At 38.9% G+C, this 14,623-nt stretch carries 15 protein-coding genes; 9 read left to right on the top strand and 6 right to left on the bottom strand.

Translation table 11 applies throughout. The features are described from left to right. Positions 1-112: 112 nt before the first annotated feature. Positions 113-865 (top strand): hypothetical protein, encoded by a 753-nt coding sequence (locus IQ236_RS09965; RefSeq protein ID WP_193869115.1) that lies wholly within the window; start codon positions 113-115, stop codon positions 863-865. Between the two features lie 4 nt (positions 866-869). Beyond that, a complete protein-coding gene (locus tag IQ236_RS09960) occupies positions 870-2,033 on the top strand; it encodes a hypothetical protein (RefSeq protein ID WP_193869114.1) in 1,164 nt (387 codons plus the stop codon). A 191-nt stretch (positions 2,034-2,224) separates the two neighbouring features. Here the strand turns inward: IQ236_RS09960 and IQ236_RS09955 are convergent, their stop codons facing one another. The 3 genes from IQ236_RS09955 to IQ236_RS09945 form a co-directional block, all read right to left on the bottom strand. After that, positions 2,225-2,488: a Txe/YoeB family addiction module toxin gene (locus IQ236_RS09955; protein ID WP_190519652.1), complete on the bottom strand. Its 264-nt coding sequence runs from the start codon at positions 2,486-2,488 to the stop codon at positions 2,225-2,227. Next, positions 2,463-2,753 (bottom strand): hypothetical protein, encoded by a 291-nt coding sequence (locus IQ236_RS09950; protein ID WP_190519650.1) that lies wholly within the window; start codon positions 2,751-2,753, stop codon positions 2,463-2,465. Before IQ236_RS09950 ends, IQ236_RS09955 begins: the two co-directional genes overlap by 26 nt. A 142-nt stretch (positions 2,754-2,895) precedes the next feature. Then, entirely contained in the window at positions 2,896-3,228 is a 333-nt protein-coding gene (locus IQ236_RS09945; RefSeq protein ID WP_193869113.1) for a 2Fe-2S iron-sulfur cluster-binding protein, read from the bottom strand. 152 nt (positions 3,229-3,380) lie between these two features. On the opposite strand from IQ236_RS09945, the gene IQ236_RS09940 reads away from it, so the two are divergent. From IQ236_RS09940 to IQ236_RS09925, 4 genes are all read left to right on the top strand, one after another. After that, positions 3,381-4,619, top strand: a complete 1,239-nt coding sequence (locus IQ236_RS09940) for an RNA-guided endonuclease InsQ/TnpB family protein (protein ID WP_193869112.1) — start codon at positions 3,381-3,383, stop codon at positions 4,617-4,619. Between the two features lie 224 nt (positions 4,620-4,843). Further along, positions 4,844-6,463 carry a citramalate synthase gene (gene cimA, locus IQ236_RS09935; RefSeq protein WP_193869133.1) on the top strand — a complete coding sequence of 540 codons (1,620 nt, stop codon included), beginning with the start codon at positions 4,844-4,846 and terminating at the stop codon, positions 6,461-6,463. Between the two features lie 279 nt (positions 6,464-6,742). After that, positions 6,743-8,626 (top strand): biosynthetic-type acetolactate synthase large subunit, encoded by a 1,884-nt coding sequence (gene ilvB / locus IQ236_RS09930; RefSeq protein ID WP_228041522.1) that lies wholly within the window; start codon positions 6,743-6,745, stop codon positions 8,624-8,626. Between the two features lie 188 nt (positions 8,627-8,814). Beyond that, positions 8,815-9,417: a metal-dependent hydrolase gene (locus IQ236_RS09925; protein WP_193869110.1), complete on the top strand. Its 603-nt coding sequence runs from the start codon at positions 8,815-8,817 to the stop codon at positions 9,415-9,417. A 91-nt stretch (positions 9,418-9,508) separates the two neighbouring features. On the opposite strand, the gene IQ236_RS09920 is transcribed toward IQ236_RS09925, so the two are convergent. After that, complete coding sequence (locus IQ236_RS09920; protein WP_193869109.1) at positions 9,509-9,742, bottom strand: hypothetical protein; 234 nt, start codon at positions 9,740-9,742, stop codon at positions 9,509-9,511. 244 nt (positions 9,743-9,986) lie between these two features. Beyond that, a complete protein-coding gene (speA, locus tag IQ236_RS09915) occupies positions 9,987-11,978 on the bottom strand; it encodes a biosynthetic arginine decarboxylase (protein WP_193869108.1) in 1,992 nt (663 codons plus the stop codon). A gap of 128 nt (positions 11,979-12,106) precedes the next feature. On the opposite strand from speA, the gene ndk reads away from it, so the two are divergent. Beyond that, positions 12,107-12,556: a nucleoside-diphosphate kinase gene (gene ndk / locus IQ236_RS09910; RefSeq protein WP_193869132.1), complete on the top strand. Its 450-nt coding sequence runs from the start codon at positions 12,107-12,109 to the stop codon at positions 12,554-12,556. Between the two features lie 46 nt (positions 12,557-12,602). On the opposite strand, the gene IQ236_RS09905 is transcribed toward ndk, so the two are convergent. Next, a complete protein-coding gene (locus tag IQ236_RS09905; RefSeq protein WP_193869107.1) occupies positions 12,603-13,301 on the bottom strand; it encodes a TerC family protein in 699 nt (232 codons plus the stop codon). A 542-nt stretch (positions 13,302-13,843) separates the two neighbouring features. Between IQ236_RS09905 and psaM the strand changes: the two genes are divergently transcribed. Further along, complete coding sequence (gene psaM / locus IQ236_RS09900) at positions 13,844-13,933, top strand: photosystem I reaction center subunit XII (protein WP_193869106.1); 90 nt, start codon at positions 13,844-13,846, stop codon at positions 13,931-13,933. Positions 13,934-14,184: 251 nt separating this feature from the next. Continuing rightward, positions 14,185-14,622: a slr1601 family putative cell division protein gene (locus IQ236_RS09895; RefSeq protein WP_190519633.1), complete on the top strand. Its 438-nt coding sequence runs from the start codon at positions 14,185-14,187 to the stop codon at positions 14,620-14,622. The last annotated feature ends 1 nt before the right edge of the window (position 14,623 follow it).

Raw genomic sequence — 14,623 nt, 5'->3', positions numbered from 1 at the left:
TCATTCCTAATGGTTACGCGATGAAATCCTGATCCTGATCAAAACCTGATCAGAATTTGGGGTTACTGAGTCGAGTGTGAGATCGTATCAACAGTTAAGGAGGTTTTATTTTATGGATTGTTTGACAGATAAAAAAGGCAACAGAAGGTGTGACTTAGTACAACTCCCCAATCATCAAGAATGGCTGTGTACTGAATGTAAATCTGAGTTTATTAAAAAAGGGGAAGGAGGTGATATTGATTGGGTCTGGTTACTGATTTTAATTTTAGGCTTTTTCTTCGTGGTTTTAGTATTGAGTGGATGTCAGAAGCAAGCCAATTTGTTGTTGATTCCTATTACAGATATCAGTGCTTCAGCACAAAATGATCCTGACCAACTCAAAGCATCTAAAGATAGTTGTTTTGCGATCGCAGATGCCACAAAACCGGGCGATAAAGCGGCTTTAATTCAAGTCAGTCAAGACCTGATTGCCTTTGATCCGGCTGTTGTCAAAGACCAGAGTGATTTGTATTCTCTCTGTCACAAAAAAGCTGAACCCAAAGGACAGGGGACGTTTATTTGTCCGGCTTTGAAGTTGGCTGGGGAAATGAGCGATCGCAATCCTGAAACCCTCATGATTATTCTCCAAGCTCAAGCCAACGAACAGGAGGAATTTTGCCCCGAAACCTTAACGAATTTAGCTAATAAAGTGTCCTCCCGAAAGGGCAAGTTATTAGTAGTTGGCAGTACAAACGATGGTAATACCGGGTTTAATTCTAATCTTTGGAATACTCTAAAAGACTTACCGAATACCCAATTTTGCAATCAAAATATTCGGAATTGTGTTAAAGATTCAATTCAAACAGTTCGTTCTCATCAGGAGTAAAACTATGATTTATAAATGGGATGAAGATGTGATTTTACAGGAGTTGATGGCTGAAAATTTATTACCCGATCAACTCTCAACGATTTATAGCATTTATCCGCCATTATCTCAAAATATCCGCATTCTCGCGCCTTTAAAATATGCGCTAGAAATGAAGCGAAAATATCAAGATAATTCGCCTTCATCAAATTTGCATAAATATTCTGTGCTTTTTGCTGAGACTTTGGCTGCTTTAATGAATAGCAGAGCCCCTTACGCAGCCTTAGCAGGCTTTCCTGGGGAATGGCGATTAATTTCGGCCCTATTAATCAGTTTTCCCTTAGTATATTTCACCGAATGGGCAATTAGTTATTGGGTAGCTAGTTCCAGTATCAAACGGGACATTCAGAATGATCAAACACAAATTAACCTCAAAGATAAAAAAGCTAAAACCACTAACAATAAACTGACTGGGATTCGTGCTGAAGCTGAACAAGAGGTTTTTAATTCAGTATTAAAAGATGACCTCCATCAAACAAGTGTGTTGTTTGTAGCGTTAGCAATTACGCTTTTAACAATTGAATATGCAGCGACTTTATTTTACGTTCGCTTTCAAGGAGAAGATGGAGACTGGATTACCTATGTTGTGCCGTTATTGGGTATTGTGTTAACAATTATCACAGCGTTTTATAAAGGGAAAATCATTGATTATCCTCAATATAAACGCCAAATCTCTCGAAAGTTTGACCTCTACTATAAAGAATATAAGGAGGAAAATGCCCATACAATTAAAGCCGCCAGTCAAGAATGTTTGCGACTGGATGAATTAACCCCATATCTGTTAGAGCATCCCAAAGCAACCCCTGAGCAAAAAAACGCAAAGGAAAATGAGATTCGGATAGAACAACTCAACTATGAAGGTAATAAAGTGTTAGAAAAATGGCAAAAAGAAATTCATGAACAGAAACGGAAGTTAAGTCAACCTTCTAAGGATTTAAGTAATCGAGAGGCTACGGAAAATGCCATTCAACAGGAGATCAAAGCTATCAATGAGAAATTTCAATTAGAACTATATCAGATTGAAAGTGAATTAAAACGACGAGGTGCTTCTTTTGATGGGTTATCGAATGGAAAGGTTAATCAGGGTTTAAATGCCAAGTTCCAGCTTAAACCCAATTCTAATCATTAATTAAAGTTATAAGGGGTTTCTTGATTATTCAGAAACCCCCATTTTTGTCTTTATTAATTAAGGAGTCCAAGCGGTTTGCGAACCCTGACCCCAGAACCCGTCATATTTCTTAACTTTGATATCCCCCAAAACTTTTTCATTAGGGGCGATTACTTTTGAGAAAATCTGTGAGAGAGCGAGCATCAATAACTTCATTCATCATAGTGAAATCGACAACTCAAAATGATAATTTCAGTTTCAGTTACTTCATACACTAAACGATGCTCATCTGTAATTCGTCGAGACCAATATCCTCTCAGTTCATACTTTAGAGGTTCAGGTTTGCCAAGTCCAGTAAAGGGTTGACGAAGAATATCATTAATCAAGGTGATAATCTTTCGATGAATTTTCTTGTCTTGTGCCGCCCAGTTGTTGAATTGTTCAAATGCCTCATGAGCGAATGTTATATTCTTCATTCCATTCCTCATGCGTAAAACTGACCAAGTTGGTCTTTGTTTCAATGTTTTGAATAGCGGTCATCAAGTGGTTACGATTGGCTTGAGTAGACAGCAAATACTCTGTTTCATCTTGTTTAATAGATGGGTTAGTATTTGTATTAAAAACATCTTGTTCAACTAAAACAATCACTTCAACAACCATTCCTTCTACTAACTCAGAGGTTTGAATCTCTATTTTGCCATCCTTGCCAACGACCACTTGCTGTTTAATACCACTTAGCATGATCAAACCCTCATGGTGCTATATCTCACATTAATTTGAGTTTAGCATAATATTAAAATAAAAGGATATTCTAATAGTTCAATCCAAATGCTAATTCAGTTAACATTTGGATTGAACGTTTTTAAAGTTTTTGAATTGTCAATTAGGAATTCCAGACGCTTTCGGAACCCTGACCCCAGAACCCGTCATACTTCTTAACTTTGATATCCCCCAAAACTTTAACCTGACACGCTAAACGGCGCTGGTTTTTGGAGGAATGGGGAGGGAGGGAAAGACGGATTTTCTCTTTCCCTTGGAGTTCGGAGACTTCCCCTTCAATTTCCACGCAACACGTCCCACAGGTACCAAATCCATGACAGTTTATCAGGGAAGCTTGACCATTGTAGAGATCAACGCCATTCTCTAATAAGACTTTCCGCAGATTTGCACCCGGTTCGCAAGTGATGGTTTTTCCTTGAGCTTGAATTTGTACCATTTTTCCCTTAATAAAAGTTATAAGACCAAGATGGGAGTTTGAAAACTCAGCGTCTTCAGACCTGAGATGAAAAACGACTCAGGGGTTTTAACCCCAGTGAATATTATAGTAATCTATGTTAGTATAAGGTAGGTCGAAAGCAAGAGATTTCTATGATAGTTTTAGAATACAAAGTTAAAGGCAAGATTGAGCAATACAAAGCGATTGATAAAGCCATTCGTACAACTCAGTTTGTCCGTAATAAAGCGATTAGATACTGGATGGATAATTCCAGAGAGTTGAAAATCGACAAGTTTGCCTTAAACAAATATTCCACAACTCTCAGGAAAGAATTCTCTTTTGTTGATAACCTAAATTCAATGGCAGTCCAATCCGCAGCAGAGCGGGGATGGGCTGCTATTAGTCGTTTTTACGACAATTGCAAGAAAAAGATTGTTGGCAAAAAAGGATATCCTAAATTCCAAAAAGACTGCCGTTCCGTTGAATATAAAACAACAGGATGGAAGTTACACCCAACTAAAAGACAAGTTACCTTTATCGATAAAAACGGGATTGGTCAACTTAAATTACTGGGGAAATGGGATATCCATACCTACAATATTAAAGACATAAAACGGGTGCGTTTAATTCGTCGTGCTGATGGATATTACGCACAGTTCTGTCTTAATATTACCGTTACCAACGTTCAACCCAAAACCGGGAAGGAAATTGGACTTGATGTAGGAATTGAATCGTTTTACACAGACTCTAACGGATATCAAGAACCGAATCCTAAGTTTCACCAGAAAGCTGAACAATCAATTAAAAAGTCTCAGAGACCAATCTATAAAAAGGTTAAAGGTTCATCGGGTAGACGCAAAGCTAGAAAGGTTTACGCTAAAAAACATTTAAAAGTAAGTAGACAACGGAATGAACACGCAAAACGAATTGCGCGTAACGTATGCACATCAAACGATGTAGTAGCCTACGAAGATTTAAGTGTTAGAAATCTGGTTAAAAACCACTGTTTAGCTAAATCAATTAGCGACGCTAGTTGGTATTTGTTCCGGCAATGGATAGAATATTTTGCAGCTAAGTTTGATAAATTAGCATTTCCTGTCGCACCTCATTACACTTCGCAAAAATGCTCTAATTGTGGGGTGATTGTGAAAAAATCTCTATCAACTCGCACCCATGTTTGTAATTGTGGATGCGAACTACATAGAGACACAAACGCTGCAAAAAACATTCTCAATCTGGCAAAGCAAGCTAGGGATGGGCAATCCCGAAGTAACGCTACAGGAGTTGGAGTCTCTACTCTGGTTGGTGAAAACCAGAAGCGAGCAAATTCTGACGTAGAATGTAGAATCCCCGTCTCTTCAGAGCGGGGAGTGTCAAGCAATGATTCTTAACTGAATTGTTACTTTTTTTCAAGATCAAAACTAGACTTTTAAAAGTAAAATAAGAGTGAAAAAGGAAAATATAGCTAACACATTTATAATAATGTAGCAGTTAGAGAGCAGAACGCCACAATAACAATGTGATGGAATGCTGACATCTGCATCTCGATCATTCATCGATCTCATCTGGATTTGCGGGTGATCAAAATTATTGTTAAGTGTTAATTTTACCAGCCATGACTCAACCCCTTTGGATCTACGATACAACGTTAAGAGACGGCGCACAACGGGAAGGATTATCCTTATCTTTGGATGATAAATTGCGAATTGCGCGTCAATTAGATAGTTTAGGAATTCCTTTTATTGAAGGAGGATGGCCCGGTGCGAATCCTAAAGATGTTCAATTTTTTTGGAAGTTACAAGAACAACCCTTAGTGCATTCTGAAGTTGTTGCTTTTTGTTCGACTCGACGACCGAATAGCCATGCGGAAGAAGATGATAATTTAAAAGCAATTTTATCGGCGGGAACTCGCTGGGTGACGTTATTTGGGAAATCTTGGGATTTGCACGTTACGGAAGGATTGCAAACGACTTTAACAGAAAACCTCGCCATGATCGAGGATACCATTAAATTTTTCCGCAGTCAAGGAAGACGGGTAATTTATGATGCAGAACACTGGTTTGATGGCTATAAAGCTAATCCAAATTATGCCCTAGAAACCTTAAAAACTGCGGCAAAAGCTGGGGCTGAATGGTTGGTTTTTTGTGATACGAATGGTGGGACGTTACCCCATGAAATTACTCAAATTGTCCGAGAAGTGATTCAAGCTTTCAAGGGCTTAGAAACCCCCTTTCCTCTACAATTTGGGATTCATACTCACAATGATTCAGGAACTGCCGTTGGAAATGCGATCGCAGCCGTATTAGAAGGGGTTAATATGGTACAGGGAACCATTAACGGTTATGGCGAACGTTGTGGAAATGCCAATCTTTGTACTTTAATTCCCAATTTACAATTAAAATTAGGCTATAATTGTATTGGAGATGAAGCGATTAAAAAACTCACTGAAGTTAGTCGATTTGTCAGTGAAGTTGCCAATTTAGCCCCAGATGATCATGCGCCGTTTGTGGGATTATCAGCTTTTTCTCATAAGGGAGGAATTCATGTTTCTGCGGTACAAAAAAATCCCTTAACCTATGAACATCTTCCCCCAGAAACAATTGGAAATCAACGGCGCATTGTGGTTTCAGATCAAGCGGGATTAAGTAATGTTTTAGCAAAAGCTAGAACCTTTGGCATTGATTTAGATCGAAATAATCCCACCAGCCGCAAAATTTTACAACAATTAAAGGATTTAGAAAATCAAGGCTATCAATTTGAAGCGGCGGAAGCCAGTTTTGATTTATTAATGCGAGAAGCATTAGGAACACGGAAAACCTTTTTTACCTTAAAAGGGTTTCAAGTCCATTGTGATAAATCGAGTGATGAAATTTGCCATGCTTTAGCAACGGTAAAAGTTACCATCAAGGGTCAAGATATTTTAGAAGCCGCCGAGGGAAATGGCCCGGTATCAGCCTTAGATGCTGCTTTAAGAAAAGCCTTGATGAATTTTTATCCGATGATTGCTGAATTTCAATTACGGGATTATAAAGTTAGAATTCTTGATGGAGGTTCAGGAACATCCGCGAAAACTCGTGTTTTAGTCGAGTCGAGTAACGGTCAGCAACGGTGGACAACGGTAGGGGTTTCTACTAATATTATTGATGCGTCTTATCAAGCCGTTGTGGAAGGGCTAGAATATGGGTTACTACTGCAACAACAGGAACAATCTGTATCCATTGTTACGGTGAGTTAATTCATTGAAGAGATAGAAAATGGGTTTCTGGGTGAGATCTATTGAGTATAATCAAATAGTGCTGAACAGAACCCATTTTTTAGAATATTTTAATTTTCTGAAATTTAATAAAAAATATAGTTTTTATTGGATAAAGTTGCTCTAATATACAAATAGAAACATCTCTATTTAAACTGGAAATGCCAAAATATTTCGACAAGAGCGGAAATTGAATTGTTATTTTAAGATTAAGACAAATTAAACAATAGCCAGCCCTAAAATGACCCTCTTGCCCAGAAATTGAATTTCTCAGCAAAATTTTTTGAATCTCAGGAGAAGAAGATGAAAACTCAGCAACAAGTATCGGGAGCCTTTGCCTTAATTGATAGTCTCAAACGTCATGGCGTTAAGCATATTTTTGGCTATCCAGGGGGGGCAAATTTACCCCTTTATGATGAAATTTATCGAGCCGAACAGGCGGGAGATTTACAACATATTCTGGTGCGCCACGAACAAGGTGCCGCCCACGCCGCCGATGGTTATGCCAGAGCAACGGGTAAAGTCGGCGTTTGTTTAGCCACCTCTGGCCCCGGAGCTACCAACCTCGTCACCGGGTTAGCAACAGCCTACTTAGACTCTGTACCGATGCTCGCCATTACCGGACAAGTCCCCCGCAGTTCTTTAGGCAGTGATGCGTTTCAAGAAATTGATATTTATGGCATTACCTTACCCATTGTTAAACATTCTTATTTAGTGCGAAATCCGGCTGATATTCCTCGCATTGTAGCCGAAGCTTTTTATTTAGCAAATAGTGGCCGACCGGGGCCGATTTTAATTGATATTCCCAAGGATGTTGGTATTGCTAAAATTGATTATCAACCCGTTGAACCTGGTCAAGTGAAACTCATTGGATATCGACCCACTATTAAAGGAAACCCTCGCCAAATTCATCAAGCGTTAAAGTTAATTCAAGAAGCCGAAAAACCCTTATTATATGTCGGTGGCGGAGCCATTACTAGCAGTTCTCATTCCGAAATTCAGGAACTTGCTGAACGGTTTCAAATTCCGGTAACAACAACTTTAATGGGAAAAGGAGCTTTTGATGAAAATCATCTGTTATCGTTAGGAATGTTGGGAATGCACGGCACAGCTTATGCCAATTTTGCCGTAACAGAATGTGATTTATTAATAGCTTTAGGAGTACGGTTTGATGACCGAGTGGCGGGTCAAGGCAATGACTTTGCGAAAAATGCTAAAGTGATTCATATTGATATTGATCCCGCCGAAGTTGGAAAAACACGCACACCCGATGTTCCCATTGTTGGAGATGTGCGTCAAGTTTTAATTGATTTGTTGCGTCATGTTCATGAATTAGGAGATAGTATTAACCCCGAAAAAACACAAGCTTGGTGTCAACATTTAAGCCAATTACGCTTAGAATATCCCTTAGAAATCCCTCACCCAGAACAAGGAATTTCCCCCCAAGAAGTGATTGTAGAAGTGTCTCGTCAAGCTCCCCATGCTTTCTATACAACGGATGTCGGACAACATCAAATGTGGTCGGCTCAATTTCTGAAAACGGGGCCGCGTCGATGGATTTCTAGTGGCGGTTTAGGCACAATGGGATATGGAATTCCGGCGGCGGTGGGTGCAAAAATGGCTTTACCCCATGAACAAGTCATTTGTATTAGTGGGGATGGAAGTTTCCAAATGAATATGCAGGAATTGGGAACTATTGCTCAATATAATATTGGGCTGAAAGCGATTATTTTAAATAATGGTTGGCTGGGAATGGTACGACAGTGGCAACATTTATTTTATGATGATCGTTATGAAGCCACAAACTTAGAAAAAGGCAGTCCGAATTTTGCTAAATTAGCCGATGTTTATAATATTCGCTCTTTGAATATTTCTCGACGGGAAGAGTTAAAAGATGCCATTACTGAATTGTTGGCTTATGATGGCCCGATGTTATTAGATGTGCGGGTAACTCGCAATGAAGATTGTTTCCCAATGGTAGCTCCCGGTCACAGTAATGATGATATGATGGGTTTAAAACCTGCAATTGTGGAAACCAATGGTAAGGCGTTAGGGTGTCCAAGTTGCGGAGCCTTAAATCCAACACATCATAAATGTTGTTCACAATGTGGTTCACCCTTAACACCCCATTTAGTGTTAGCTTAGATGAGAAAAACCCGGTTTCTAGCTTTTGTTCATCCAGTCAACTCAAGGCTTTTATAGAGAAACCGGGTTTTGTTGCAACTTTAAAAAAAATTGTCATAATAGAGTTAGTCTAGGTTAATCTCCAAAATCAAGAAATATTAGGATTTTCAAGATGATGGTGATCAGGATCAATTCGTCTATTAGCAATTATGCCTTCTCCTTTATTTCATGCAACGGCTGGATATTTTCTCGGCAAATATTTACCGACCCATCTCATCCCCAAATCCTATCCATTTCGCCGTTTTGATCTAAATATTTTATATCCCGTTTTTATCGCAACCTGTGCGGATTTTGATTTTATCCCCCAAATGTTAACAGGAATAGAGTTTCATCGAGGAATTTCCCATAGTTTAATCTTTACCCTGGGTTTTAGTTTAATTATTAGTTGGGTTGCCAGCAAAATTTGGAAAATATCCTATCAACACTTATTCCGATTTACCTTAATTCTTTATAGTTCCCAGTTAATTTTAGATTTTTTTGCAGAAGGGCGAGGAATTAAACTCTTTTTACCCTTTTTAGATCAGTTTTTTAAATCCCCAATTCTGTTGTTTCCAGGGGTTCATTACTCCCTAGGATGGTTTCATCCCAGTCATCTTGTATCCCTTGCCTACGAATTACTATTAACTGTTGTTTTGTATCAATTGTTGACTCAATGGCAAGCTTATAAAGCTCAAAAAGCAACTTTATCTACTGTTAAAAATAATATCCATCACCATCGAAAACTCAAATCAAAGTCAACCCTTAAAAACTAAAATTTTTAAGATTTGATGCCCTACAATTTGTAATAACTAATAACGGATAACTGATGATTAATTGTTAGGAAAGTGGAAATGTTTTAATCGATTACATTTTGCCCTTCTGCATCACTTCCTGAAGATGGTGACGAACTTCTTCAGCTTGTCTCATTTCTTCTTGTTGCAACTTTTCAAACAATTGAACACAAGGCTGAGAATCCATTTCTTGGGCATCTTGCATATAGGTATTATAAATTTCAATGGCTTCTGTTTTGTTTTTCAAAACAGCCAGTAAATCATACTCCAGATCGCTAATCACTTTGGCATTGCTTGTAGCAACCATACTGTTAGACTCCATGAAAGAACTTCTAATTAACCCTAACTGAACGTTCTAGGTTCATTCATCTATCTAAAAGCGGATGATTTGTAAAGTCATGAGTTTGCAATCTAATCTGAAATCTTTAAATATTTGCTACAAATACTACAAATAATTGTCGAGTAGCTAATCACTTTTTCCTATCCCTTATTCCCTATTTTATTGTCCCCTCTGTTCCCTGTTCCCTGTTCCCTATTCCCTCTTTGTGGAATTAATGTAGATAGGTATAACGCCGCAAACTGCGTTCATAGTTTTGTAATAGCAATTGAGATTCTTCTAAACTAATGCGATTATGTTCTAACGCTTGTTCAGTTTGGCGACGAATACTTTCGATTAAATCTTCTGTATCATATTGAACATAACCTAAGACTTCGTGCATGGTATCTCCTTTAATCACAGATTCAATTTGATACCCTTGGGGGGTGAGTTTAATATGAACAACATTGGTATCCCCAAATAAATTATGCAGATTTCCCATAATTTCTTGGTAAGCACCCGCTAAAAACATTCCTAAATAATAAGGTTGTTTTTGATTGGGATTTTGAGCCGAATTTGAGGGATGTTCTAAAGGATGTAATTCTAAAACATATTTGACATCGCGTAAATCAATAAATTGATCAATTTTGCCATCACTATCACAGGTTAAATCCGCTAAAGTTGCCCGTTTTGTCGGTTCTTCATCTAATCGATGAATCGGTAGAATGGGGAATAATTGATCAATAGCCCAGGTATCCGGGGCGGATTTGAAGACAGAAAGATTCACATAATAAATCGAAGCCATAATCTTTTCTAAGTCTTCCAATTCATCAGGAATATAATCGGAATTTCTAACAATTTCTAAGATTTTCCGACAACAAGCCCAATGAAGTTTTTCCGCTTTGGCGCGATCGCTTAAACTTAAATAACCAAAATTAAATAAACTAATGGCTTCTCCTTTAAATTGGGTTGCATCGTGATACGCTTCTTGATAGTTATCTTCATTAATGGATTGATAAGTATCATCCAAATTTCTTAAAATCAGATGATCTTTTTCGGAAATAACGGGAGGTTCTCCCATGGGGATATCACTGGTTCCTAAAACATCAAAAACTAATACCGATTGATGGGATGCGATCGCTCGTCCACTTTCACTAATTAACGTTGGAACCGCTAATTTTCGCTCCTCACAAGCTTCTTTAACCTCCGCTACAACGTCATTGGCATAATTCTGCATATTATAGTTTTTAGAGGCATGGAAATTCGTTTTAGAGCCATCATAATCAACTCCTAAACCTCCTCCCACATCCAAATATTTCATGTTTGCCCCTAATTGAGCTAATTCTACATAAATTTGACTCGCTTCTTGTAGGGCATCTTTCAATACACTAATGGAAGAAATTTGAGAACCAATATGAAAATGTAACAGTTGCAAACTGTCTAACATTTCAGCTTTTTTCAGCTTTTCAACCACTTCCATAATTTCAGGAATCGTTAAGCCAAATTTAGCGCGATCGCCCGTTGATCCGCCCCAACGTCCCATACCTCTTGTACTTAATTTAGCCCGAACTCCAACAATGGGACGAATCCCTAATTGTTGACTCGCCGCCATAACTAAATCCACTTCTTCAATTTGTTCTAAAACAATAATCGCCGTTTGTCCCAGCCGTTGGGCTAAAAGGGCAGTATTAATATATTCTTGGTCTTTATAACCATTACAAATTAACAGCGAATCAGGATTTTTTAATAACGCTAAAGCAATTAATAATTCCGGCTTTGAACCCGCTTCCAAACCAAAATGATAAGGTTGACCAAACCGGACTAAATCTTCTAGTAAATGCCGTTCTTGATTACATTTAACCGGATAAACCCCGCGATAAACCCCCGGATAACTATAACGAGCGATCGCTTTAGCAAAACAAGCATTTAAGCGTTCAATTCTATCTTCGAGAATATCAGGAAACCGGATTAATAACGGTAACTCAATATTGCGACTTTTTAAAGATTCGACTAATTTTAATAAATCTAAAGAACCCCCTCGGTTAGCTTTGGGAGAAACCGTAATATGACCGGCGGCATTAATGGAAAAATAAGGATCACCCCAGCCTTGAATGCGATAGAGTTTTTCACTGTCTTCAATTGTCCAGGTTTTTTGAGGTTTTCCGTTGGGGGAGTCCGTCGAAACCTGGGGGGTTTGTGTTGTGGGGGTAAGTGCGTTGACGTCCATATTTTCTATCCTTGCCGTTGAGCAACCATCAGACAGTTTAACGGGTTAAGTTAAGATTGACTAGCAATCTGTCACCAGGGATACGGTAATCTAAATTGTGAACTTTAATGACAACTAAGGAGATTCCCTTGGAACGGACATTTCTTGCGATTAAACCCGATGGCGTTCAGCGTGGACTCGTGGGGGAAATTATTCGGCGTTTTGAAACTAAAGGGTTTACCCTAGTCGGTTTGAAACTGCTCATCCCCTCTCAGGAATTAGCAGAAAAACACTATGCAGTCCACAAAGAAAGACCCTTTTTCAAGGATTTAGTGTCTTTTATTACCTCTGGCCCAATTGTGGCAATGGTCTGGGAAGGAGATGGTGTGGTAGCCTCTGCGCGTAAACTCATCGGTGCTACGAACCCGTTAAACGCTGAACCCGGAACCATTCGGGGAGATTTTGGGATTAATATTGGTCGCAATATTATTCATGGTTCTGATGCGATTGAAACCGCACAAAACGAAATCAGCTTATGGTTTAGTGATGCCGAATTAGCCAATTGGGAACCCACGATTAAACCTTGGTTAGTTGAGTAATTTTGAGGGTGTTAGCGGTTAACAATTGAGAGTTAACCGTTAACAATTAAGAATTACTGGGAGAATCAGTCACTCGTTGGGAAAATCCCCAAGCAAATAAACTTAAGGTAAGGATAACCATTAACCATTCCGGTGGGACTAACGCTGGATCAATTACTCGTAGTAATAATCGTAATCCCACTAAACCAACCGTTAAATATCCGGCCGTTTCTAAATAGACATATTCTTTTAACCACTGAATAAATAAACTTGCCATAAATCGCAGAATAATAATCCCTACCGTTGCCCCTGTAATCACTAACCAAGCTCGATCTGAAATAGCGATCGCAGCAGTCACACTATCGAGAGAAAAGGCTAAATCTGTAATGGCAATCAAGGGTAAAACTTGCCAAAAAGATTTATAACGAACAGCCTCTTCAGATTGATTTTCCTGAGTTTTATTGGTAAAATATCGAAAAACTAACCAGAGTAAATATAATGCTCCTAATAGCTCAAACTGCCAATACTTAATTACCCAAGTAGCCGTAAGAATCAAAATAATCCGTAAAATAAAGGCTAAAAGTAACCCAATATTTAGAGCTTTATTTTGAAGCTTGCTATCTTCTAAACCACAGGAAATAGAAGCTAAAGCAATGGCATTATCCGCAGACAATACGGCTTCTAAGGCAACTAAAATAGGCAATAATACAAGAAGATTTAACTCTAAATTCCGAGAAAATTCAAAAACGTTATCAAGATCTAACATTAACGATTGATGATTCCTATAGTGTCCTAATTTTAGATTATATTGGAGTTTGACGTTTTCGGGGCTAGTTAGGGGGAGCAGGGGGAGCAGTTGGTGACACCCGAAACCTGAAACCCGAAACCCGTCAACAGCCTTTTTCAACTTTTTGTTACAATGCTCTTCCCAAAACGTCCAAATTAGTTGACATTGGTGAACGATTATCTCAATTTTTCACTAACCTTGCACTGAAAGTGCGGGGATTGTCTAAACTAATTTAGACGACGTAAGAAGTGAATAGCTCATGGAGACTCAATTTGGTACAGACCTCCGAATACTTCTCTAGTTCGGACAAAATCTAAACCTGATTGGTTCAGGTGTTGGGTGAAGCCAAGACATCTTAATTGAGTTGAGCGAAGAGACTTAAAGGGGTTTGCTGGTTCCTGGGATTATATCCACTTAAAAACCAGCATTTAACTGTAAAACCGTCCTAGAAGAGCCTGCCCTGAGCTTGCCGAAGGGACGGAGTTTCAAACCCAATTTTTCGATAAAGGAGCTATTCAAAAATGACAGATACTCAGGTGTTTATTGCCCTGGTTGTTGCCTTGATTCCTGGAATTTTAGCCTTCCGTTTGGCTACAGAACTGTATAAATAGAAATTTGGAACTTACTGGTGAGAATTCACTGGTAACGGGTCACTTCCTCAAGCTGTCTCGACAGAAAATGTTAAGAGTGCAGACAATGACTATCCGAATGGGATAGAGTATTGGGTGTTAACTCGGTCAAACTGTCGAGACGGTTTTTTTATGGGAATCCGAATTCAAGGTTAATTCTGAAGCCGTTTTCGGGAAGCCTAAAATTTACTCCGACCGTTGCTGATCTCAATTGTTACCCGAATCAAAAGATCATGTCTGCGACTCGACCTATTCCCCAAACAATTCCATCCGCTTCTCCCTTTCGTCGTCCCCGTACCCGTCGAATTTCTCAGCAACGACGCACCCAGAACCGACGCCTATTGACGGTGGAAACAACCGTTAAGTTAGGGGTAAATTTAATTTTATCGGCTTTTTCTATATCAGCCTTAATTCAGATGTTGCCGCACCATCGTTCAGTCTCGGAAAAAGTTCAGGATATTCGGGCTGAGGTGAAAATGACCGAAGAACGAGTAGCCAAAGAAAGGGAGGAATTCAGTCGCTATTTTGATCCCCAGCAAACTCAAAGTATTATGCAGGAACAAGGCAACCGAATTGATCCGAGTCAAAAGCCGATTATTTGGATAGAACCCAGCCCCAAAGAAGCCGCAGAAGTGCCGGATGATTCTACAACTTATGCAGGTTTAGAATAAA

Source organism: Planktothrix mougeotii LEGE 06226 (assembly GCF_015207485.1).
Taxonomy (GTDB): Bacteria; Cyanobacteriota; Cyanobacteriia; order Cyanobacteriales; family Microcoleaceae; genus Planktothrix.
The sequence above is the reverse complement of the archived record's forward strand: the minus strand, read 5'-3'. Positions and strand labels throughout refer to the sequence as shown.